This window comes from Luteimonas sp. MC1572 (assembly GCF_016615815.1).
In the GTDB taxonomy this organism is placed as follows: domain Bacteria; phylum Pseudomonadota; class Gammaproteobacteria; order Xanthomonadales; family Xanthomonadaceae; genus Luteimonas.
The window spans coordinates 590,355-612,227 of the sequence record NZ_CP067112.1 but is presented as its reverse complement, the minus strand read 5'-3'; the positions used below and the strand labels follow the sequence as shown (position 1 = coordinate 612,227).

Sequence of the window (21,873 nt, the reverse complement as noted above, 5' to 3'; positions counted from 1 at the left end):
ACGCGTGCCGCAGTGCCGCATCGTCCACCGCGCGCGCGGCGAATACGTACCTCAGCCCGGTACCAGCGTCCTGGCAAGGTGTTCCACGTAGTCCTCGAACTCGTCCTGCGGCATGCGCGGCTGCTGCAACTGCAGGTTGAGCTGCAGGAAGCCGACGTAGGCCGCATAGGTCAGGCGTGCGCGATGGCGTGCTTCGTTGCGGCCGAGCCCAGTCTGGCGGAACGACGCGGTCAGGTATTCCAGGCGGCGCGCGGAGACGCGGTTGATCACCGGCTGCACCGCGGGATGGTCGAGCGACTTCAGCAGCGCGCTGTAGACCACGTGCGACTTGAACTCGTGCGCCACCAGCTGGAACAGCGCGCGCAGCCGTGCGCGGGGGTCAGGCACCGCTTCGAGCTTGCCGAACACGTCTTCCTGTTCGACCGCCTCCCAGCGTTCCAGTGCCGCCTGCAGCAACGCGTCGCGGGACGGGAAATGCCAGTAGAAACTGCCTTTCGTAACGCCCAGGCGGCGCGCCAGCGGCTCGACCGCCACGGCGGACACTCCCTGCTCGGCGATCATGTCGAGCGCGGCTTCCGCCCAGTCATCGGCGCTGAGGCGGGTGCGTTCGGTCTTTGCGGGGGGGCTGTCCATCCTCCGAGTGTATCCATACGCCCGGGTGCGGAACAGTATCTGCAGACGCGTTGACACGCGCTCGCGGCAGTGTCCATACTGCAAAGTATGGTCAATGTTCCGGCGCCGTCATGGCCGGTGCACACTGGCCTCGTCCCGACCCCAGGCGAGCCACGCGCTCGCGGAGCCCACGCCATGAGTATCCTCGCACCGTTCCTGGTCCTGCTTCTGGCCGGCGCCATTGCCGCCTATCACCGCCTGCGCCTCGCCACCTGGGTGGCGATCACCGCCGCCGGACTGGTGGCCTGCGCCCTGCTCGGCGCCAGCACCGCAGCGACGGTGATCGCAGCGCTTCTGCTGGCCCTGGTCGCGGTACCGCTGCTGGTGCCGCAGATCCGCAAGCCGTTCATCACGGCACCCGCGCTGAAGTTCTATCGCAGGATCCTGCCGCCGCTGTCGCAGACCGAGCGCATCGCGCTGGAGTCGGGCTCGGTCGGGTTCGAAGGCGAACTGTTTTCGGGCAAGCCGGCGTGGGACATGTTGCTGTCGCAGCCGAAGCCGCAGCTGACCGCCGAGGAGCAGGCGTTCCTCGACGGGCCGGTGGAAGAGCTGTGCCGGATGACCAACGACTGGCAGATCACCCACGTCGATGCCGACCTGTCGCCGGAGCTGTGGCAGTTCATCAAGGCCAACAGGTTCTTCGGCATGATCATTCCCAAGGCCTACGGCGGCCTCGGCTTCTCGGCGCTCGCCCACCACAAGGTCATCCAGAAGGTCTCCTCGATCTCGTCGGTGGTCAGCTCCACCGTCGGCGTGCCCAATTCGCTCGGTCCCGGCGAGCTGCTCATGCATTACGGCACCGAGCAGCAGAAGGATTACTACCTGCCGCGCCTTGCCGACGGCACCGAAGTCCCGTGCTTCGGCCTGACCGGGCCGTTCGCGGGCTCGGACGCCACCTCGATTCCCGATTTCGGCATCGTCTGCAAGGGCGATTGGGGCGGCGCGCAGGTGCTCGGCGTCAGGCTCACCTTCGACAAGCGCTACATCACGCTGGCACCGGTCGCCACGCTGATCGGCCTGGCGTTCCGCATGTACGACCCGGACGGGCTGCTCGGCGACACCCGCGATATCGGCATCACCCTGGCGCTGGTGCCGCGCGACGTCGAAGGCATGGAAATCGGCCGTCGCCACTTCCCGCTCAACTCGCCGTTCCAGAACGGCCCGCTCCGCGGCAAGGACGTGTTCGTGCCGCTCAGCCAGATCATCGGCGAGGAAAACGGCTTCGGCGAGGGCTGGCGCATGCTCAGCGAGTGCCTGTCGATCGGCCGCTCGATCACGCTGCCGTCCACCGCCAGTGGCGGCGCCAAGATGGGCGCGATCACCACCGGCGCCTATGCGCGCATCCGCAAGCAGTTCGGCCTGTCGATCGGCCGCTTCGAGGGCGTGGAGGAGGCGCTCGCACGCATCGGTGGCAAGGCCTATGCGATCAGCGCGCTCTCGCAGGCGACGGCGGCGGCAGTCGACCGCGGCGACGTGCCCGCGGTGCCGTCGGCAATCGCCAAGTACCACTGCACCGAAATGGGCCGCCAGGTTGCCAAGGACGTCATGGACGTGATCGGCGGCAAGGGCATCATCCTCGGCCCGCGCAACTTCGCCGGCCGCTCCTGGCAGGCGTCGCCGATCGCGATCACGGTGGAAGGCGCCAACATCATGACGCGCAGCCTGTTGATCTTCGGCCAGGGCGCGATCCTCTGCCATCCTTGGGTGATGAAGGAAATGAAGGCGGCTCAGGATCCCGACGTGCAGGCCGGGCTGGACGCGTTCGACCGCAGCCTGTTCGGCCATGTCGGCTTCGCGATCTCCAATGCCGTGCGCTCGCTGTGGTACGGGGTGACCGCGGCGCGCTTCGGCAAGGCGCCGGGCGACGACTACACGCGGCGTTTCTTCCGCAAGCTCGATCGCCACTCAGCCAACCTCGCGCTGATGGCCGACGTTTCGATGCTGATGCTGGGCGGCAAGCTCAAGTTCAAGGAGTCGCTGTCCGGGCGCCTGGGCGACGTGCTCAGCCACCTGTACATGACCAGCGCGATGCTCAAGCGCTACCACGACGATGGCGCGCCGGTGGCCGACCAGCCGCTGCTCGCGTGGGCCTTCCACGACAGCATCCACCAGATCGAGACCGCGCTGTCGGCCGCGCTGCGCAACTTCCCGATCCGCCCGGTGGGCTGGCTGATGTGGGCGCTGATCTTCCCGCTCGGCCGTCGCGCCGAAGCGCCCGGCGACCGCCTCGGCCATCGCGTCGCCGCGCTGCTGATGACGCCCAACGAGGCGCGCGACCGCATCGCGCACGGCGTGTTCACCACGCCCTGCGAGAACAACCCCGCGGGCCGCATCAATGCGAGCCTCGCGGCGGCGGTCGCGGCCGAACCGGTGGAGCGCAAGTTCCTCAAGGCCCTGAAGAACAAGGGCATCGAGGCGCTGGACTTCGCGTCCCAGCTCGACGAGGGCGTGCGCGAGGGCTGGATCAGTGCCGAAGAGCGCACCCAGCTGGAGGAGTTGCGCGAGCTGACGCTCGACGCGATCACCGTCGACGACTTCGACGTCCATGAGCTGCGCGCGGCGACCTATCGCGACGCCTCGCAGCCGGCGTCATCGCGCGAAGCCGCCTGACGCAGCAACAGCCCCGTCGCGCCTGCGCAACGTCGCAGGCGCGGGAGACGCGCATGCAAAACCGCCTCATCGCGCTGCATCGCCGCTTCAGCCGCTGGCCGGGCGGGCGCTGGCTGTTCTCGCGCCTGGTGTGCCTGAAGGCGCCCTACTTCGCCAGCATCTCGCCGCTGGTGGAACGCCTCGAGCCCGGTCGCTGTGAAGCGACGTTGCGCCACCGCCGGCGCGTGAGCAACCACATCGACACCGTGCACGCGATCGCGCTTTGCAACCTCGCCGAACTCAGCGGCGGGCTGGTGACCGACGCCAGCCTGCCGCCATCGATGCGCTGGATTCCCAAGGGCATGCAGGTGGAATACCTGAAGAAGGCGGTGGGCACGATGCGCGCGGTGGCAACACCGGCGCAGCCGGTGGTGGGCGCGGACCAGGGCTATGCGCTGCCGGTGGACGTGGTGGTCAGCGATGCCGCGGGCGACCCGGTATTCCGTGCGCGGATCTCGATGTGGCTTTCGCCACGCCCGATGGGCGCGCCGAATCCCTGAGCGCGCGCCTCAGCGGTGTGCGTGCCAAGCCTGGAGTACCTCGGCCTCGCGTTGCGGCGACAGCCCGGCCTTGGGCTGCGCCTTGCGCTCGTCCGGCAGCGAGTGCCAGTACTCCAGTGTCGCGGCCACCGTGTCGTCCAGCGGACGCGTGCGCAATCCCAGCGCCTGCGCGCGTGCCGTGCTGATGCGTCCGAAACCGGCGTAGTCGCCTTCCGCGGGAATCCACGCCGGCATGTCCTGCCAGGCGGACACGCCCTGCGCCTCGAGGAATTCGGCCGCCACCCAGGTCAGCGTCGAATCGTGGCCCGGCGGCTGCGGACACGGCGCGCGCACGCACTGGATGGTGTTCATGCGACGCGATACCTCCTGGCAGGTCGCCAGCAGCCGGCCCATGGTGATCGAACCCGCGGGCGCGTCGGCGTTGACGATGCCCGTGTGGCGCTGCTCGAGCGCCAGCAGCAGGAAATCGGCCAGGTCGCGCACGTCGATGAACTGCGTCGGATCGTCGGTCGAACCCGGCGCGAGGATTTCGCCGCCGCGATCGGCGCGCGCCGGCCAGTAAGTGAAACGATCGGTGGTGTCGCCGGGACCGACGATCAGGCCGGGGCGCACCACCATCGTGCGGCCCGGCAGCTCGGCTTCCGCTGCGCGCTCGCACAACGCCTTCAGCGCGCCGTAGGTCTCACCGCTCACTTCGGTCACCGTCGGGTCGGCGAGCGTCGCCAGCGGCGCGTCTTCGCCCTGCCCCGGCGTGTCGGTCTTCGCGTACACCGAGATCGAAGAGACGACCAGGTAGCGGTCCACCCGCTTCGCCAGCAGTCGCGCCGACCGCGTGACGTCGCCCGGTATGTAGGCCGAAGTGTCGAGTACCGCGTCCCAGCGGCGCGTGTCGCCAAGCGCCGACAGGTCGACCTTGCGGTCGCCGCGCAGCTGTTCGATATCGGCGAACTCTTCACCCTCGAAACGGCCCGGGTTGCTCTTGCCGCGATTGAACAGGGTCAGCGCATGGCCGCGCGCACGTGCGGCGGCGACGAAATGCGGGCCGAGGAAGCCTGTCCCACCCAGCACCAGGATCTTCAGCGGCGTGCCGCCGGCGGGCGCGGCATCCCTGGCCGCGGTACGCGCGCACGCCGGCAAGGCGGCGGCTACGGCACAGGCCAGGCCTGCCTTCAACAGTTCACGTCGACTTGCCATGCTCGGGCTCCACGCGGGTGTCCTGCGGGAGACTGCGCTCGGCGCGCACCACGCGCCATGCGCCGTAGGTCATGCCCAGGGCGATGCCCAGGCCGGCCATGAACACCACGTGCGACCCCAGCGCCGACAGCGCCTTGTGCGCCCAGACGAAGGTCAGGTCACCGCCCCGGTAGATCGCCGTGTCGATCACCGCCTTCGCCTTGTAGCGCTCCTCGCGGTCGACGCGCGTGTACACGGTCTCCCGTGCCGGCTTGGCGAGCGAGAACTCGCTCGCCCGGGTGACGATCTGCACCATCGCCACCAGCACCGGCAGCGGCGACGCCGACAGCAGCGCGAAACCCAGCACGATCGCCAGCGCCGGCAGAAGCAGCAGCGGTGCGATGCCGTAGCGCTGCAGCAGGAACCGGGTCAACAGCAGCTGCACCAGGATGGTCAGCAGGTTGATCGCGCCGTCGATCATCGAGTAGTACGCGGTGCGCGCCTCGGCGGTCGCGAACGCGGCGCGCGCGATCGCCGCCTGCTCGTTGTAGAGGATCGTGCCCACGCCGACCCCGAAGAACATCAGCACGGCCAGCGCGCGCAGCAGCGGACGCTGCCAGACCAGGCGCAGGCCGGCGAGCACGGACCCGCCCATCGGCCGGCCGTCGCCGTTGCCCTGCGCCTGCTCGCGCCGCTTCGCCCACGGCCGCAGCTTGTAGATGCACAACAGGCACACGCAGAGGAAGCCGGCGGAGACCAGCAGCAGGTTGGCCACGCCCACCGGCTCCACCAGTACCCGGGTGATCGCCGGACCGAGCAGCGCGCCCACCGTGCCGCCGGCACCGATGTAGCCGTAGACCTGCTTGGCGTGTGCGTTGTCGAACACGTCGGCCATGAAGCTCCAGAACACCGTGACCGCGAACAGGTTGAACACCGCCACCCAGACGAAGAACAGCGCGCCACGACCGGCGGCGCCGCTGTCGAACGCCCACCAGAATCCGAGCAGGCAGCCGATGAAGACCAGGTACACCGCCGGCAGGAACACGCGGCGCGGGAAGCGCGACACCAGCGCGCCGTACAGCGGCTGCAGCAGGACCATCGCGATGAACGTGGCGGTGAACAGCAGCTGCAGGGTGAAGTCGCCGACCGCGAAGCCGTGCCGTTCGCCAAGCGCGATCAGTCCGCGCGGGAACACCGCCGCCGCATCGGCGGACGATCCCATGGCGTCGCGCACCGGGCGCAGCACGTAGTAGCCGCAGAGCAGGCAGAAGAAATACAGCATCGCCCACCACAGCTGCGGCGATGCTCCCAGCTCGGCGCGGAAACGCCCAAACCGCCGGGTGTCCCCGGCCGTCACCTTGCTCATTGTTGTGCTGCCATCTGGCGGATCGCTCAGCCGTGCTCGAGCATCGGTGGCAGCGGGCAGTGCAGCACCGCGCAGATCGTGCGCAGCAGCTCCGCCTCGGCCACCGAGATGCGGCCATCGTGGCTGGCCGCCGCGGTCACCGCCTCGACCATCATCTGCTTGGCAAGCGGCTCCAGTCCGTCCAGCGCCGGCCAGACGTCATCCAGGGCCAGCACGCCATCGGCCGGTGGCGCGTACGGCAGGTGGTCACGCGGCAGCACGCGCTGCAGGCCGGCGAGATAGGCGCGCTGGGCCTCGGCGCGATCGTCGGGATTGCCGGCCTGCGCGACAACCGCGAGCAGCGTGGCGAACTCCTCGCGCAGGCTGTCCGGCTTGCGGCGGCCGAAGCGCGCGTGGCGGCGCGGATCCAGGGACTCGCGCAGCTGCACTTCGAGCAGTCGCGCCATGCAGTATTCGAACAGCGACACGCGTCCATCGCAGTGGACCATGGCGTGCACGGTATCGAGGATCGACTCCAGCTCCGGGCGCGGCCTGCGGCGCAGCACGGGGAAGGCGATCGCGGCCAGCGGCAGGCGCAACATCGGGTGCAGGCCGGCCAGCTCGCCGCGCTGCAGCGCCATGGCGGCATCGGCCACGACGTGGCCCAGGCGCGCGCTGGCCTCGGTGGCCTGGCGCGTGCGGATCGTGTCATCGGCATCGAGCAGCAGCCCGATCAGCAGCGGCACCACGGTTTCGCGCGACTGCGCCAGCGCGCGCAGCGGCGCCGGCAGGCTGCGCGCGATCGCGTCGGCGCGCAGGTAGTCGCCGGGCTCGGGGTTGGCGACCTGGGCGGCCACCATGGGCGGGGTGATGTTGATGCGCGCGTCGCGCGCCGGAAGCCCACCGGCCTGGCTGTCGAAGCCCAGCCGCACGTCTTCTTCCAGCCCCGACGGCGGCGCGACCATCCACTGCGCGCGCAGGTGTTCGAGCTGGTCGGCGCGGAACGACGGCTCCAGCGCCTGGATCCGCTCGAGCAGCGGCGGATGCGTGGCGAACAGTCCGCTCAACCCCACGCCGTCACCGAACAGCATGTGGCTGGCCTCCTCGGCGTCGGCGCGGTCGTTGAGGCGCGCGCCGGCCGGCAGCCCGGCGATCTTCTTCAGCGCACCGGCGAGGCCGGAGGTCTGGCGCGTGAACTGCACCGCCGAGGCATCGGCCAGGCGTTCGCGCGTGCGGCTGACGCTGGCCTTGATCATGCGGCCGAACAGCAGGCCGATGCTGCCGACCGCCAGCGCCACCAGCGCGGCGACCATGATCGCGGCGCCGTTGCGGCTGCGGCCGCCACCGAGCCACAGGATCTTGCGGCCGATCAGGCTGATCATGAGGATGCCGAACAGCACGCCGATCAGGCGGATGCTGAGGCGCATGTCGCCGTTGAGCACGTGGCTGAACTCATGCGCGATGACGCCCTGAAGCTCGTCGCGGTTGAGGCGGTCGAGCGCACCGCGCGTGACCGCGATCGCGGCGTCGGACGGCGAGTAGCCGGCGGCGAAGGCGTTGATCGCCGTTTCGTCCTCGAGCACGTAGAGCTTGGGGACCGGCACGCCGGAGGCGATCGCGATCTCCTCGACCACGTTGCGCAGCCGCCTGAGGTTGCGGTCGCTGGTGTCCTCCGGCACGGGCACGCCACCGAACTGCAGCGCGACCGCGTCTCCCCCGCCGCGCAGCGACGCCATCCGGTACAGCGAACCGAGACCGATCACCGCCAGCGTCGCCAGGGTGGTGAACCCCAGCACGCCCCAGTGCGCGCCGAAGAACACGAGCACCGCCAGATCGACGGCCAGCACGATGCCGGCCACTGCCAGCGCGAACAGGATGACCAGGCGGCTACTGGTGCGCCTGGCCCGGGCCTGCTGCTCGAAGAAGTTCATCCCGCGTCAGAACTGGACCTTCGGCGCCTCGCGGACCTCGGCCTTGTCGGCCGGGATCTCGAGCAGCGCCGCGTGCTGGAAGTTGAACATCCCGGCCAGGATGTTGGACGGGAACACCTCGCGCCTGTTGTTGTAGGCCATCACCGAATCGTTGAAGGCCTGGCGCGCGAAGGCGACGCGGTTCTCGGTCGACGTCAGCTCTTCGGTGAGCTGCATCATGTTCTGGTTGGCCTTGAGGTCCGGGTAGGCCTCGGCGACCATCAGCAGGCGACCAAGCGCGCCGTTCAGCGCGCCCTGCGACTGCGCCAGCTCGGCCATCGCCGCCGCGTCGCCGGGATTGGCCTTGGCCGCCGCGAGCCCCGACACTGCCGCGCCACGCGCCGCGATCACCGCTTCCAGCGTCTCGCGCTCATGCGTCAGGTAGCCCTTGGCGGTCTCCACCAGGTTGGGGATCAGGTCGAAGCGGCGCTGCAGCTGGACATCGATCTGCGCGAAGGCGTTCTTGAAGGCGTTGCGGGCCGCGATCAGGCCGTTGTAGATGCCCACGCCCCACATCAGCGCGACCACGACCAGGCCGACAATTACCAGCAGGATCAGCAAGCTGGACATCAAAGCTCCCCTTGTTCATGCAATCGCGGAAGCAGGCGAATATGATCGGCCTGCCGTCGCAGCATACGCAGGGGATTCGCCCGATGAAAGGCATAGCACGCAGCCCGCGCCGACTGATCGCCGGGGCCGGCCTGCTCGCCGCACTGGTCCCGGTCGCAGTGGGTTCGGCCGCACAACCACTGGCCTGGAACGCGGCCTCGCCGCCCGCCACCACACCCACCACGACCGCGGTGGCCAACAACGTCGCGCCGCTGCTCCCGCCCGGCGTCAAGGCGATGCCGCTGGCCACCGATTTCGACGTCGCCCGCTTCGAGGCGATGGCGCAGGCGATCGTCGCCAACCAGCGCGTGCCGGGCCTGGCGATGGCGATCGTCCACGACGGCAAGGTGCTGAGCGCGCGCGGCTATGGGATCACCGACGTGCGCGCCGCCGAACCGGTCGACGCACATACCGTGTTCCGCCTGGCCTCGCTGTCCAAGGCCTTTGCCGGCACCGTCACCGGGCTGCTGGTCGCCGAGGGTGCGCTGCGCTGGGACAGCCACGTGGCCGACTACATGCCGTCGCTGCGGTTCTCCGATCCGCAGGCGGCAAGCCAGCTCACCGTGGCGGACGTGCTGAGCCATCGTGTCGGCCTCGGCCGCAACACCTTCGACCGCGACCTCGAGCGCAATGCCGACTACCGCACCCTGGTGCAGCAGCTGGCCAGCGCGCCGATGACCTGCGGCGTCGGTGACTGTTACAGCTACCAGAACATCGCCTTCAGCCTGGTCGGCGACGTGGTGTTCGGTGCCACCGGCCAGTTCTTCAGCGAAGCGGTGGCCGGGCGGATCTTCAAGCCGTTGGGCATGAACGATGCCAGCTACGGCCTCGAAGGCATCCAGGCGAGCCCGCGCTGGGCACGCCCGCACGTGCGCGCCGGCGGCGGCTGGACTTCGCTCACACCCAAGCCCACCTACTATCGCGTCGCGCCGGCTGCGGGCGTCAACGCCAGCATCAGCGACATGGCGCAATGGCTGCTCGCGCAATCCGGGCGGCGCCCCGACGTGCTGCCGGCGCCGCTGCTTGCCACGCTGCAGCAGTCGCTGGTGTCCACGCCCGGCGAACTGCGCAGTTCGTCATGGCGGCGCCAGCGCCTGAACGAAGCCGGCTACGCGCTCGGCTGGCGGGTCTACGACTATTCCGGCCATCGCGTGGTCTTCCACGGTGGCGCCGTGCAGGGTTACCGCGGACTGATGGCGATGATTCCCGAGCGCGACCTCGGCGTGGTGCTGCTGTGGAACAGCGACAGCAGCGTGCCATCGGGGCTGCTGCCGACGATCCTCGACAGCGCCATCGGGCTGGCGCCGCAGCGCTGGCTGGACGTCGACTTCGAGGCGGTGGACGAACTGCTGCAGGCGGCGACCGACACCGGCAGGCCCGCGCAGCCTCACGCTGCGACTGGGGACGTGCGTCCCGGCAGTGGCGGCGCGGCGGCATCGGTCGCCCGCCCCGAATAAGGCGCGGCACCGGCGCAGCGCGCTCCGCCACACCCCGCAAATGAAAAACCCCTCCCCCGCCTGGGCTACGGGAGAGGGGTCGCGTCTTACGACAATCGGATTGCTTACATCAGGGGCGCGGGCGCCGCGGGGATCGCGACAACCGGAGCTTTGGCCTTGCGGGCCGGCTTCGCCTTCTTGGTGCTGGCCTTCTTCGCGGCCTTCTTTGCAGGTGCCTTCTTCGCCGCCTTCTTGGCCGGGCGCTTGGCAACCTTGGTCGCCGCCTTCTTCGCGGTCTTCCTGGTGGCCTTCTTCGCCGTCTTCTTGGCCGCCTTCTTGGCGGTCTTCTTCACCGCCTTCTTGGCGGTCTTCTTGGCGGCCTTCTTCGCCGTCTTCTTCACCGCCTTCTTGGCGGTCTTCTTGGCGGCCTTCTTCGCGGTCTTCTTCACTGCCTTCTTGGCGGTCTTCTTGGTGGCCTTCTTGGCGACCTTCCTGGTGGCCTTCTTCGCGGTCTTCTTGGCGACCTTCTTGGCTACCTTCTTCTTGGCGACCTTCTTCGCGACCTTCTTGGCAGCCTTGCGCGCCGGTGCCGCCTTGCGGACGGCCTTCTTGGTCGCCTTCTTGGCGGTTTTCTTCTTCGCGACTTTCTTCGTGGCCATGAGATGGCTCTCCTCGTCAGTGGGTCTTGCAGGTACTACTGCCCAGTACGAAACACACCGCGGGTATCGGACCCGCGGTCAACCGCCGACGCGCTTGGCGCGTCGGGACGGATCACATCGACCGGCCATCGCTGGCCCGGTCCCGCGACGTGGACATGTCGTCCCGTCGCATCGAAAGCTGTTGGCGCGACACGAAAAAACCCGCTGCGCTTGGCGCCGCGGGTCGCGTGTCGTTGCCCACCTGGAGGTTTCGCGAGGGAGACAACTCCTGAGTCCACCATGACATCCTTGCGGGCGGAGGACTGTGTTGTGTTGCATGTTGTCGCCGGGTTCGCACTCACTCGCTGATGTGGCCAACTGTTGTTGTGGCGAAACCTAATCACGGTTTTTTTCGCTGTCAACACCCTGATCGCGGCCGCATCAGGCGAACGCACCGCGCCGAGGGAAGGCGCGAGGCCGACAAGCTGCAGCCGGGACCATGTCGTTCCCGTCGCGCGGAGTTGACGCATGCATCGTGCTGTCACGAAAGCACTTGTTTTAAGCGCTATTGCGATTGACTCAAGAGTGTCGCCCGACCCTGCGCGGGGAACGCGTGCGATACGGACCTGCCATCGGGCAGCGCAGTGACACGGGTGAACGCGGCGTGCACGCGCACCTACCCTGATCGCCGTGCGAGGTAGCGCGGATGTCCGATTGCGCCAAAGTGCGCAAACTTCCTGCCGCGTCCGGCGACCTGCGAGAGCCAAAAAAAACGCCGGGCGATCGCCCGGCGCTGTGTCGACCTGGCATCGCCGGCATGCCGCCGGCGCGCCGTGGACAACCGTTACTCGTCGGCTTCGATCAGCTCTGCGTACTCGTCGGGGCCGAGCAGCTCCTTGAGCTGCTCCGGCTCGTCCATCTCGATCACGAACAGCCAGCCTTCTCCGAACGCATCCTCGTTGATGGTCTCGGGCTTGTCGGCCAACGCGGTGTTGACCGCGACGATGGTGCCCGACACCGGCGCATACACATCGGACGCCGCCTTCACCGACTCGACCACCGCCGCGGCGGTACCGGCTTCGGCACGGTCACCGACACCCGGAAGATCGACGTACACCAGGTCACCGAGCAGGCCCTGGGCATGATCCGAGATGCCGACGGTCACCTTGCCGTCGCCCTCGATGCGGGTCCATTCGTGGGACTTCATGAACATGAGGTCGCCTGGGATATCGGTCATGGCTAGTACTCCGGATGCGGCGTGACAGGGGAATGGGGGGCTAGTTTAGCGAAGCCGGGCGTGCGCGCATCAAATCCCGTCGCGCGCCTTGCCGTCGCGGACGAACGGGAACTGCACCACCCGCACGGGCACCTCGCGGCCGCGGATGTCGACGCGCACCTCGCCCGGCTCGCCCGCCGGCACCCGTGCGAACGCGATCGCCTTGCCCAGCGTCGGGGCGAACGTGCCGGACAGGATCTCGCCCTCGCCGTTGCCGGCGACCACCTTCTGGCCGTGGCGCAGCACGCCCTTGTCGTCCATCACCACGGCGATCATCTGGCGGGCGTCGCCGGCGTCGCGCTGCGCCTCGAGCGCGGCGCGGCCGATGAAGTCGCGGCCCTCGTCGAACGACACGGTCCACGCCAGCGCTGCTTCCAGCGGGGTGACCGATTCGTCCATGTCCTGGCCATACAGGCCCATGCCCGCTTCAAGGCGCAGCGTGTCGCGGGCGCCGAGCCCGGCCGGCGCCACGCCCGCGGCGAGCAGCGCGTCCCAGAGCGCCACCGCGTGCTCCTGCGCCGTCACCACTTCAAAGCCGTCCTCGCCGGTGTAGCCGGTGCGTGCAACGAACAACCGCGCACCCGACGCCGCGCGCACGTTGCGCGCCGCGAACTTGGCAAGCTTGGCGACCGCCGCGCGGTCCGCCTCGTCGATGAGCCCCAGCACCTTGTCGCGCGCGTTCGGGCCCTGCACCGCGATCATCGCCAGGTCGTCGCGCTCGCGGACCTCGACGGCGAACGGCTCGGCCTGGCTGCCGATCCACGCCAGGTCCTTGTCGCGGGTCGAGGCGTTGACCACCAGGCGATAGAAGTCGTCGCCGAGGTAATAGATGATCAGGTCGTCGATCACCCCGCCCTGGGGGTTGAGCATGCAGGTGTAGAGCGCCTTGCCGGTCACCTTGAGCTTGTCGACCGAGTTGGCCACCAGGTGGCGCAGGAATTCCTTGACGCGGGCACCGTGCAGGTCGACCACGGTCATGTGCGAGACGTCGAACATGCCGGCGTCGCGCCGCACCTGGTGATGCTCGTCGATCTGCGAGCCGTAGTTGAGCGGCATGTCCCAGCCGCCGAAGTCCACCATCCGCGCACCGGCGTCACGGTGGCTCTGGTTGAGGATCGTCTTGCGGGTCATGGCGCGGCTCCTGGACAGTGGTCGGCCATTATCCCCGCCCCGGCTGGATAGTTCACTCCGCCAGCAGCACCTCGAGCACCATTCCGTCGCTGCCGACCACCCGCACCATCGTGCCCGCGGGCAGCTCAACGCCGCGGACGACCCAGTAGGCATCGTCGATCTTGACCCGCCCGCGGCCACCGACGATGGCGTGGTCGAGCGGCACCACGCGGCCGACCAGCTGGTCGGCGCGCCGGTTGAGCAGCGGGCGGTCGCTCGGGCGCTCGCGACGGCGGAACCATTTCCGGTACGCCAGCACCGCGACCACGCTGAGCGCGACGAACAGGATCACCTGGGCCAGGACGCTAAGTCCCGGCACCAGCAGCACGACCAGCCAGACCAGCGCCGCGGCGATGCCCATCCACAGCAGGAACGCGCCCGGCATGAGGGTCTCGGCGGCAATCAGCACCAGCGCGATCGCGGCCCAGACGGTGGCATCGGCAGCCCAGCGCATGGCTCAGGCCCCGCCGCGCTTGGCGTCGATCCGCGCACGCGTATCGACCTGCTGCTTGCCCAGCGCCTCCTTGCCCAGTTCGGCGATGCCGGCGATCGAGCCGATGATCCCGCTGGTCTCCATCGGCATCATCACGAACTTGGCGTTGGGCGCGGTGGCGAGCTCGCGGAACGCCTCCACGTACTTCTGCGCGATGAAGTAGTTGATCGCCTGCACGTCGCCGGCGGCGATCGCGTTGGACACCATCTCGGTGGCCTTGGCCTCCGCCTCGGCCAGGCGCTCGCGCGCCTCGGCCTCGCGGTAGGCAGCCTCGCGCTCGCCCTCGGCCTGCAGGATCGCCGCCTGCTTCTCGCCCTCGGCGCGCAGGATCGCCGAGCTGCGATGGCCTTCGGCTTCCAGGATCACGGCGCGCCGGTCGCGCTCGGCCTTCATCTGCCGGCCCATGGAATCGATCAGGTCACGGGGCGGCTGGATGTCGCGGATCTCGATGCGGGTGACCTTGATGCCCCAGGGGTTGGTGGCGTGGTCGACCACATTGAGCAGCTGCGCATTGATGGTCTCGCGGTTGGACAGCGACTCGTCGAGGTCCATCGAGCCGATCACGGTGCGGATGTTGGTCTGCACCAGCGCGATCGTGGCGACCTCGAGGTTGGACACCTCATAAGCGGCCTTGGCGGCATCGAGCACCTGGAAGAACACCACGCCATCGACCTTCACCACGGCGTTGTCCTTGGTGATGACCTCCTGGGATGGCACATCGAGAACCTGTTCCATCACGTTGACCTTGCGGCCGATCGCCTGCATCACCGGGATCAGCAGGTGCAGGCCCGGCGACAGCGTGTGCGTGTACTTGCCGAAGCGCTCGACCGTCCACTCGAAGCCCTGCGGCACGATGCGGACCATCTTGAAGAAGAAGACGATGAACGCGACCGCCAGTACCGCGGCGATGAAGGTCCCTCCAGCCATTGCACACACTCCCCAGTTGTTGATCTGGAGTATAGACGGCGCCTGGAGACCACCTGTGACCCTTACTTGGTGAGGATCAGCTTGTCGTTGCGGGTGTGGCGCAGGCGATAGACCTCGTTGCCATGGCGGATCAGCACTTCGCGCTGGCCATGCAGCAGTTGCACGCTTTCGAGCGACTGTATTGCCATGGGTGCGGCATACGGCGCGTGCGCGGACAGCGTGTCCACGACCTGGGACGTGTTGGGCTCGTACTGGGAGGCAAGCATTGCAGGGCTCCGTCGCGATGTGAGCCAGCAATGCTAATGATTCTCATTTGCGTGTCAACAGGAAGATCAGCGCGCGGTGACCGCCTCGGCACGCGCGAACGCGGCGTCGTCGAGTTCACGGGCCAGTGCCAGTGCACCCAGGTTCTCGAGCAGCTGCGCAACCCGGCTCGCCCCCAGCAGCACCGTGGACACGTGCGGGTTGCGCAGGCACCAGGCGATCGCCAGCGCGGCTGGCGCCACGCCCAGCTCCGCGGCGAGCGCTGCGAACCGCTGCGCACGCGCGACTCGATCACCCTCGCCTTCCTCGCCCTCGATGACCATCCGCGCCAGGTCGGCATCGCGCCCCAGCCGACTGTCCGCCGGGATGCCGGCGCCATACTTTCCGGTCAGCAGCCCCGAGGCGAGCGGCGACCACACCGTGGTGCCCATGCCGAACTCGGCGTACAGCGGTGCGTACTCCAGCTCCACGCGGCGGCGGTGCAGCAGGTTGTACTGCGGCTGCTCCATGGAAGGCGGGTGCCAGTGGTGGGCACGCGCTACCGCATGCGCCTCGCGCACCAGCGCGGCCGGCCACTCCGACGTCCCCCAGTACAGCACCTTGCCCTGGCGGATCAGCGCGTCCATCGCCGCGACCGTCTCCGCCACGGGCACATCGGGATCCGGGCGATGGCAGAAATAAAGGTCGAGGTAATCGACGCGCAGGCGCCTGAGCGCGCCATGGCATGCGTCGTGCACGTGCTTGCGCGACAGCCCGCGCTGCATGGGCAGCGGATCGGCGGCGGATCCGAACATCACCTTGCTCGATACCGCGAACCCGTCGCGCGGCAGGCGCAGGTCGGCGATCACATCGCCCATCACGCGCTCGGCCTCGCCGTTGGCGTAGCCCTCGGCGTTGTCGAAGAAGTTGATGCCGTGGTCCCAGGCGGCGGCCACCAGGTCCCGCGCCGCACCACGTCCGATGCCGGAACCGAACGTCGTCCACGCGCCCAGCGACAGCGCCGACAGCGCCAGTCCGGACGCGCCAAGCCTTCGGTAGTCCACCCGCCTGCTCCAGTCCTTGTCGAGCGCCGCAGTGTACGCGCGGCGCGGCGCGCTATCCTGCGGGCCGGACGTGGGGACACAGACCGATGCACGCCAGTGAAGGCCGGATCCGCGACACGCTGCAGCGCCTGCTGGCGCCGCCGGACGAACTCATGCGCGAACTCGGCGCATCGGGTGAGCGCCTGGTGGCCAAGGTACGCGCGGTGCTGTCGGCGCTGATCCTGCTGCTGCCGCTGGTGGCGGCGATCACCGGGGCCGGTACGCCACAGGTCCTGCTTGGACTCGGCGCGGCCGTGCTCGCCAATGCCATGGCGATGCTGTGGCTTGCGCTGGCGCGGCACGCGCGCCGCTGGCCGTGGCTGCCCTACGCCACCGGCGCCTGGGACGTGACCCTGACCACCGCGGCGCTCGTGCTGCTGGCGCTCGATGACCCCATGGCCGGCCTCCACACCGTGGTGGCCTGGTGCTTCTACCTCATCGCCATCTGGTTCACGGCACTGCGCAACAACGGGCGCGTGACGCTGTTCGTCGGCGCGCTGGCGATCGTGCAGTACGCGGTGCTGGTGGGGGTGCTGCTGGCCACCGCGCCGGTGCACGACGCGCTGCTGTCGCCGGAACACGGTGCGGTCGGCATCGGCGGACAGGTCTCGCGGATGGCGCTGCTGGTGCTCGCCACCGGCCTGGCGGCCACCCTGGTCCACCGCATGCAGCGGCTGGTCGAACTGTCCGGGCACGACGGCCTGACCGGCCTGCCCAACCGCTCGTGGCTGCTGCAGCGCATGCCCCACGTGTTCGCCACCGCACGCAACGCGGGCGCGTCGCTGACGCTGGTGCTGCTGGACATCGACCGCTTCAAGCGCGTCAACGACGAGGCCGGGCCGCAGGTGGGCGATCGCGCCCTGCGCCACATCGCCGCGACGATGAGCGGCGTCCTGGCCGCCGACGAACACCTCGCGCGGATCGGCGGCCAGGAATTCGTGATCGTGTTGCAGTGCCCGGTGGGCAGCGCCTGGGAGCGCCTCGACCGCCTGCGGCGTGACCTGGCGGAGCGCCCGTTCCTGCCGGAGCGCGGCTCCGACGCCTTCGCGTTCACGTTCAGCGCCGGGCTGGCTGCGTGGCCGCACGACGGCGGCAACACGTCCGCGCTGCTGGGCTGCGCCGACCGCCGGCTCAAGCAGGCCAAGGCCGCCGGCGGCAACCGTATCGCCGCCCGCGACGCGTGACCGCGGTTGCCGGCACCGCCGGCGTGCACTAGTCTGCCCCGTCGCCGCGCACCCGCGGCTGTCCGGGGAACGGGGTCAGGATGGAAGTATTGTCGCGCATCGGCTTCGGCCTGTTCGGACTGGTCGTGCTGATCGCGGTCACCTGGCTGTTTTCCAACAACCGCGGACGGGTCGACTGGAAACTGGTGGTGACCGGCGTGACGCTGCAGATCGCGTTCGCCGCGCTCGTGCTGCTGGTACCGGGCGGGCGCGAGGTCTTCGACTGGCTCGGCCAGCTGTTCGTGCGTGTCCTCGGCTTCGTGAACGCCGGCTCCGCCTTCATCTTCGGCAGCCTGATGGACACCCAGACCTACGGCTTCATCTTCGCCTTCCAGGTGCTGCCGACGATCATCTTCTTCGCCTCGCTGATGGCGGTGATGTACCACCTCGGCATCATGCAGTTCGTCGTCCGCATCATGGCGCTGGCCATCACCAAGGTGATGCGCGTGTCGGGCGCCGAGACCACCAGCGTCTGCGCCAGCGTGTTCATCGGCCAGACCGAGGCGCCGCTTACCGTGCGCCCCTACATCTCGCGTATGACCGAGTCCGAGCTGATCACCATGATGATCGGCGGCATGGCGCACATCGCCGGCGGCGTGCTCGCGGCCTACGTGGGCATGCTCGGCGCGGGCGACCCGGCGCAGCAGGCGTTCTACGCCAAGCACCTGCTCGCGGCATCCATCATGGCCGCACCGGCCACGCTGGTGATCGCCAAGATCCTGATCCCCGAGACCGGCGAGCCGCTGACCCGCGGCACGGTGAAGATGGAGGTCGAGAAGACCACCAGCAACGTCATCGACGCCGCCGCCGCTGGCGCGGGCGACGGCCTGAAGCTGGCGCTCAACATCGGCGCGATGCTGCTCGCCTTCATCGCCCTGATCGCGATGATCAATGCCCCGCTCACCTGGATCGGCGAGATCACCGGCCTGCAGGGCGCGATCGGCAAGCCGACCGACCTGGCGGCGATCTTCGGCTACGTGCTGGCGCCGGTGGCCTGGCTGATCGGCGTGCCGTGGGCCGATGCCGGCACCGTCGGCTCGCTGATCGGACAGAAGGTGGTGATCAACGAGTTCGTCGCCTACCTGCAGCTCGCCGACATCGTCAACGGCCGCGTCGAAGGCGTTTCGCTCAGCGGCGAAGGCCGGCTGATCGCGACCTACGCGCTGTGCGGCTTCGCCAACTTCAGCTCGATCGCGATCCAGATCGGCGGCATCGGCGGCCTGGCCCCGGATCGCCGCCACGACCTGGCGCGGTTCGGCCTGCGCGCGGTGCTCGGCGGCACGGTGGCCACGCTCATGACCGCCACGATCGCCGGCGTGCTGACCCACATCGGCGCCTGAGGACGCGGCCGTGGCGAGCGTCGTCGTCGTCGTCGGCTCGTTCAACGTCGACCACGTCTGGACCTGCGACGCCCTGCCGAGGCCGGGCGAGACCCGCGCCGGCGCCTACGCCAGCGGCCCAGGCGGCAAGGGATTCAACCAGGCCACGGCCAGCGCGCGCGCCGGCGCAGCCACCACCTTCATCTGCGCGCTCGGCGACGATCCGGGCGGCGCGCTCGCGCGCGGCCTGGCCGCCGGCGACGGCATCGACCTGCGCGCACAACACGCGGCTGCGCCTACCGGCACCGCCGGCATCTACGTCGACCGCGATGGCCGCAACAGCATCGTCATCGGCGCCGGCGCCAACGGCGAGCTTTCGGCCGCGTTCGTCTCCGCGCAGGGCGCGGCGATCGCGGCCGCCGCGGTGGTGCTGGCGCAGCTGGAGTCCCCGGTCGACAGCGTGCTCGAAGCGCTGCGCATCGCACGCGCGGCGCGCGCCACCACCCTGCTCAACCCCGCGCCGGCGAATGTATCGGCGCCACGCGAACTGCTGGCGGCGGCCGATGTGCTGACGCCGAACGAGACCGAGTTCGCCGCCCTGCTCGCCCGCCACTGCGACGACGACATCGACGCCGACGCGGTGGTGCGCAGCGACGACGCGCAGCTCCATCGCCTGTGCCGCGCGCTGCTGCCGCGCGGCACCGTGGTGGTCACGCTGGGCGCCGCCGGCGCCTTCGTCTCGCACCGCGAAGACCAGCTGCGTGGCGACGCGCTGGCCTTCTACCGTTGCCCCGCCACGCGCGTCGAGGTGGTCGACACCACCGGCGCCGGCGACGCGTTCAACGGCGCGTTGGCGGCATCGCTGGCGCGTGGCGCCGCGACGCCGTTCGCCGCCCACGTGGCCTTCGCCTGTCGCTACGCCGGCGAGGCCACCCGCCTCCCGGGCGCGGCATCGGCCATGCCGCGCCTGCCCGCGGACGCCTGAACGCACACGAGCGCGCGCCTGCCGCCGCGGCGGCAATCGGCGACAATGCCCGCATGCGCATCGGGCCCTACAGCATCGCCCCGAACGTGGTCCTGGCGCCGATGGCGGGGGTCACCGACAAGCCGTTCCGGCTGCTCTGCAAGCGCCTGGGCGCGGGCCTGGCGATGTCGGAGATGACCATCTCCGACCCGCGCTTCTGGAGCACGGAAAAATCTCTGCGGCGCATGGACCACGCCGGCGAGCCGGATCCGGTCGGCGTGCAGATCGCCGGCACCGAACCCGCGCAGCTGGCCGACGCCGCGCGCTACAACGTCGACCACGGCGCGCAGATCATCGACATCAACATGGGCTGCCCGGCGAAGAAGGTGTGCAACGCCTGGGCCGGCTCCGCGTTGATGCGTGACGAGGCGCTGGTGGCGCGCATCCTCGCGGCCGTGGTCGCCGCGGTCGACGTGCCGGTGACGCTGAAGATCCGCACCGGCTGGGCCGCGGGCCAGCGCAACGCCGTGGCCATCGCGCGCATCGCCGAGGACGCCGGCATCGCCGCGCTCGCCGTGCACGGGCGCACCCGTGACCAGCAATACACCGGCACCGCCGAGTACGACACCATCGCCGAGGTGAAGTCGCGGCTGGCCATTCCAGTGCTGGCCAATGGCGATATCGACTCCCCTGAAAAGGCCGCCGCGGTCCTCGCGCACACCGGATGCGATGCGGTGATGGTCGGGCGCGCGGCGCAGGGCCGGCCGTGGATCTTCCGCGAGATCGCGCATTTCCTGGCGACCGGCGAACATCTTCCGCCACCCACGTTGGCCGAGGTCGGCCGCATCCTCATCGGCCACCTCGAAGCCCTGCATGCCTTCTACGGCGAGCCGTCGGGCGTGCGCATCGCGCGCAAGCACCTCGGCTGGTATGCCAAGGACCGCCCGGAGAACGCCGCCTTCCGCGCTGTGGTGAACCGCGCCGAGACCGCAGCCGCGCAGCTGGCGCTGACGCGCGACTACTTCGACGCGCTGTCCGCTGGGAGCACGCCCTCGCTGTACGAAGCGGCCTGACACGGCGGCGCGCACGCGCCGGGGTCCTGCCAGATGCGCTGCCACGTGGCGCCCCAGGTGCCACCCAGATCCCGCGGCGCGCGCAGCTGGCGCGGCGGGATGGCATGCCAGGGACTGCCACGGCGCGCGACGGCGAAGTTGAAGAAGTAGTCAGGGTCGTTGCCCATGCGCAGGTCGCTGAGCACCAGCTCGCCGTCGACGTCGCGCGCGCGCATGAAGCCGTGGTTGAACCAGGCGAGTCGCGCCACGGCCGGGATATGCGACGCCTCGGCCAGCGCCTGCACGTTGGAAGCATGTCCTTCGAAGCGCATCGCGCCGTCATCCGCGGCCAGCGAACGGAAGCCTTCGACATAGCCCGACGGCGTCATCGCCACCACCCGCCACAGCAGCGTGGTGAACGGCATCGGCACCGAGAAGCGCGGTGCGTCGCCCAGGCCCATCGCCGCAAGCGCGCGGTCGGCTTCGCGTTCGACCATCGCCTTGGCGGCCAGCGACCAGCCGAGGTAGGCGGTGCTCAGCACCAGCCCGGCGACCAGCGCGCGCTGCGCCGCCGCGCGCTCGCGCAGGAAGAACGCCGCGACGCAGGCCAGCAGCAACCAGACCGTATACAGCGGGTCGATGATGAACACGCTCGACCACATCACCGGGGGCGTCGCCAGTGGCCACAGCAGCTGCGTGCCGTACACGGTGAAGGCATCCAGCAATGGATGGGTGACCAGCGCCAGCTGCATCGCCCAGAACCAGCGCGCCGGTGACTCCGCCACGCGGCCGCCGCGGTGCTTGAACAACGCCCAGATCGCCCAGCCCAGCAGCGGCAGGATGAACAGCGAATGGCTGGCGCCGCGGTGCAGGGTCATCAGTGCGACCGGATCGTCGGTGAGCAGCGCGATCGGCAGCGAGTCGAGGTCCGGCAAGGTGCCGAGCGCGGCGCCGGCAAGCAGCGCCGCGCGACGGTGGCGCGCAGGCGCGACGGCGGCAGCGACAGCGGCGCCAAGAACGATCTGGGTCAGCGAATCCATTGCCGGATGCTAGCAGCGCAACAGGCTTGACCTCGTCGCCCGACATGCCGGCAGAATGCCGCGGACGCTTC

At 69.5% G+C, this 21,873-nt stretch carries 20 protein-coding genes; 7 read left to right on the top strand and 13 right to left on the bottom strand.

Annotated features, from left to right (window positions below; translation table 11 throughout):
• Nucleotides 1-51: 51 nt before the first annotated feature.
• Nucleotides 52-633 (bottom strand): TetR/AcrR family transcriptional regulator, encoded by a 582-nt coding sequence (locus tag JGR64_RS02775; RefSeq protein WP_199375003.1) that lies wholly within the window; start codon nucleotides 631-633, stop codon nucleotides 52-54.
• A gap of 174 nt (nucleotides 634-807) precedes the next feature.
• Between JGR64_RS02775 and JGR64_RS02770 the strand changes: the two genes are divergently transcribed.
• Both JGR64_RS02770 and JGR64_RS02765 read left to right on the top strand, forming a co-directional pair.
• Nucleotides 808-3,282 carry an acyl-CoA dehydrogenase gene (locus JGR64_RS02770; RefSeq protein ID WP_199375002.1) on the top strand — a complete coding sequence of 825 codons (2,475 nt, stop codon included), beginning with the start codon at nucleotides 808-810 and terminating at the stop codon, nucleotides 3,280-3,282.
• A gap of 53 nt (nucleotides 3,283-3,335) precedes the next feature.
• On the top strand, nucleotides 3,336-3,821 hold the full coding sequence (locus tag JGR64_RS02765) for a hotdog fold domain-containing protein (RefSeq protein WP_199375001.1): 486 nt from the start codon (nucleotides 3,336-3,338) through the stop codon (nucleotides 3,819-3,821).
• Between the two features lie 9 nt (nucleotides 3,822-3,830).
• Here the strand turns inward: JGR64_RS02765 and JGR64_RS02760 are convergent, their stop codons facing one another.
• From JGR64_RS02760 to JGR64_RS02745, 4 genes are read right to left on the bottom strand one after another with little or no spacing between them, the layout of a single operon-like run.
• Nucleotides 3,831-5,015 (bottom strand): NAD-dependent epimerase/dehydratase family protein, encoded by a 1,185-nt coding sequence (locus JGR64_RS02760; RefSeq protein WP_199375000.1) that lies wholly within the window; start codon nucleotides 5,013-5,015, stop codon nucleotides 3,831-3,833.
• Nucleotides 4,999-6,360 (bottom strand): MFS transporter, encoded by a 1,362-nt coding sequence (locus tag JGR64_RS02755; protein ID WP_199374999.1) that lies wholly within the window; start codon nucleotides 6,358-6,360, stop codon nucleotides 4,999-5,001. The genes JGR64_RS02760 and JGR64_RS02755 overlap by 17 nt, the downstream gene beginning before the upstream one ends.
• Nucleotides 6,361-6,386: 26 nt before the next feature.
• Nucleotides 6,387-8,270 (bottom strand): M48 family metalloprotease, encoded by a 1,884-nt coding sequence (locus JGR64_RS02750; protein ID WP_199374998.1) that lies wholly within the window; start codon nucleotides 8,268-8,270, stop codon nucleotides 6,387-6,389.
• Nucleotides 8,271-8,276: 6 nt separating this feature from the next.
• On the bottom strand, nucleotides 8,277-8,879 hold the full coding sequence (locus JGR64_RS02745; RefSeq protein ID WP_199374997.1) for a LemA family protein: 603 nt from the start codon (nucleotides 8,877-8,879) through the stop codon (nucleotides 8,277-8,279).
• A gap of 83 nt (nucleotides 8,880-8,962) precedes the next feature.
• Here JGR64_RS02745 and JGR64_RS02740 point away from each other — a divergent pair, with 83 nt between their 5' ends.
• Nucleotides 8,963-10,375, top strand: a complete 1,413-nt coding sequence (locus JGR64_RS02740; RefSeq protein ID WP_199374996.1) for a serine hydrolase domain-containing protein — start codon at nucleotides 8,963-8,965, stop codon at nucleotides 10,373-10,375.
• A 104-nt stretch (nucleotides 10,376-10,479) separates the two neighbouring features.
• Here JGR64_RS02740 and JGR64_RS02735 read toward each other — a convergent pair whose 3' ends face one another.
• From JGR64_RS02735 to JGR64_RS02705, 7 genes are all read right to left on the bottom strand, one after another.
• Nucleotides 10,480-11,013: a hypothetical protein gene (locus JGR64_RS02735; protein WP_199374995.1), complete on the bottom strand. Its 534-nt coding sequence runs from the start codon at nucleotides 11,011-11,013 to the stop codon at nucleotides 10,480-10,482.
• A gap of 823 nt (nucleotides 11,014-11,836) precedes the next feature.
• Nucleotides 11,837-12,229, bottom strand: a complete 393-nt coding sequence (gene gcvH / locus JGR64_RS02730; RefSeq protein ID WP_182822746.1) for a glycine cleavage system protein GcvH — start codon at nucleotides 12,227-12,229, stop codon at nucleotides 11,837-11,839.
• Nucleotides 12,230-12,298: 69 nt separating this feature from the next.
• Nucleotides 12,299-13,399 (bottom strand): glycine cleavage system aminomethyltransferase GcvT, encoded by a 1,101-nt coding sequence (gene gcvT / locus JGR64_RS02725; RefSeq protein ID WP_199374994.1) that lies wholly within the window; start codon nucleotides 13,397-13,399, stop codon nucleotides 12,299-12,301.
• A gap of 52 nt (nucleotides 13,400-13,451) precedes the next feature.
• Entirely contained in the window at nucleotides 13,452-13,892 is a 441-nt protein-coding gene (locus JGR64_RS02720) for an NfeD family protein (RefSeq protein ID WP_199374993.1), read from the bottom strand.
• A 3-nt stretch (nucleotides 13,893-13,895) separates the two neighbouring features.
• Nucleotides 13,896-14,858, bottom strand: coding sequence for an SPFH domain-containing protein (locus JGR64_RS02715; protein ID WP_199374992.1), 963 nt, complete (start codon nucleotides 14,856-14,858; stop codon nucleotides 13,896-13,898).
• A gap of 62 nt (nucleotides 14,859-14,920) precedes the next feature.
• Nucleotides 14,921-15,046: a hemin uptake protein HemP gene (locus JGR64_RS13995; RefSeq protein WP_343225085.1), complete on the bottom strand. Its 126-nt coding sequence runs from the start codon at nucleotides 15,044-15,046 to the stop codon at nucleotides 14,921-14,923.
• A gap of 144 nt (nucleotides 15,047-15,190) precedes the next feature.
• Nucleotides 15,191-16,165: an aldo/keto reductase gene (locus JGR64_RS02705; RefSeq protein ID WP_199374990.1), complete on the bottom strand. Its 975-nt coding sequence runs from the start codon at nucleotides 16,163-16,165 to the stop codon at nucleotides 15,191-15,193.
• A gap of 86 nt (nucleotides 16,166-16,251) precedes the next feature.
• Here JGR64_RS02705 and JGR64_RS02700 point away from each other — a divergent pair, with 86 nt between their 5' ends.
• The 4 genes from JGR64_RS02700 to dusB all read left to right on the top strand — a co-directional run bounded on the left by JGR64_RS02700 (nucleotide 16,252) and on the right by dusB (nucleotide 20,783).
• Nucleotides 16,252-17,388, top strand: coding sequence for a GGDEF domain-containing protein (locus JGR64_RS02700; RefSeq protein WP_199374989.1), 1,137 nt, complete (start codon nucleotides 16,252-16,254; stop codon nucleotides 17,386-17,388).
• Nucleotides 17,389-17,468: 80 nt separating this feature from the next.
• The gene (locus JGR64_RS02695) at nucleotides 17,469-18,767 is read left to right on the top strand and encodes a nucleoside transporter C-terminal domain-containing protein (RefSeq protein ID WP_199374988.1); all 1,299 of its coding nucleotides are present in this window, start codon (nucleotides 17,469-17,471) and stop codon (nucleotides 18,765-18,767) included.
• A gap of 10 nt (nucleotides 18,768-18,777) precedes the next feature.
• Nucleotides 18,778-19,731: a ribokinase gene (locus tag JGR64_RS02690; protein WP_199374987.1), complete on the top strand. Its 954-nt coding sequence runs from the start codon at nucleotides 18,778-18,780 to the stop codon at nucleotides 19,729-19,731.
• 53 nt (nucleotides 19,732-19,784) lie between these two features.
• Complete coding sequence (gene dusB / locus JGR64_RS02685; protein ID WP_199374986.1) at nucleotides 19,785-20,783, top strand: tRNA dihydrouridine synthase DusB; 999 nt, start codon at nucleotides 19,785-19,787, stop codon at nucleotides 20,781-20,783.
• Here dusB and JGR64_RS02680 read toward each other — a convergent pair.
• Nucleotides 20,729-21,802, bottom strand: a complete 1,074-nt coding sequence (locus JGR64_RS02680) for a metal-dependent hydrolase (protein ID WP_199374985.1) — start codon at nucleotides 21,800-21,802, stop codon at nucleotides 20,729-20,731. The two genes, dusB and JGR64_RS02680, sit on opposite strands and share 55 nt — an antisense overlap.
• Between the last annotated feature and the right edge of the window lie 71 nt (nucleotides 21,803-21,873).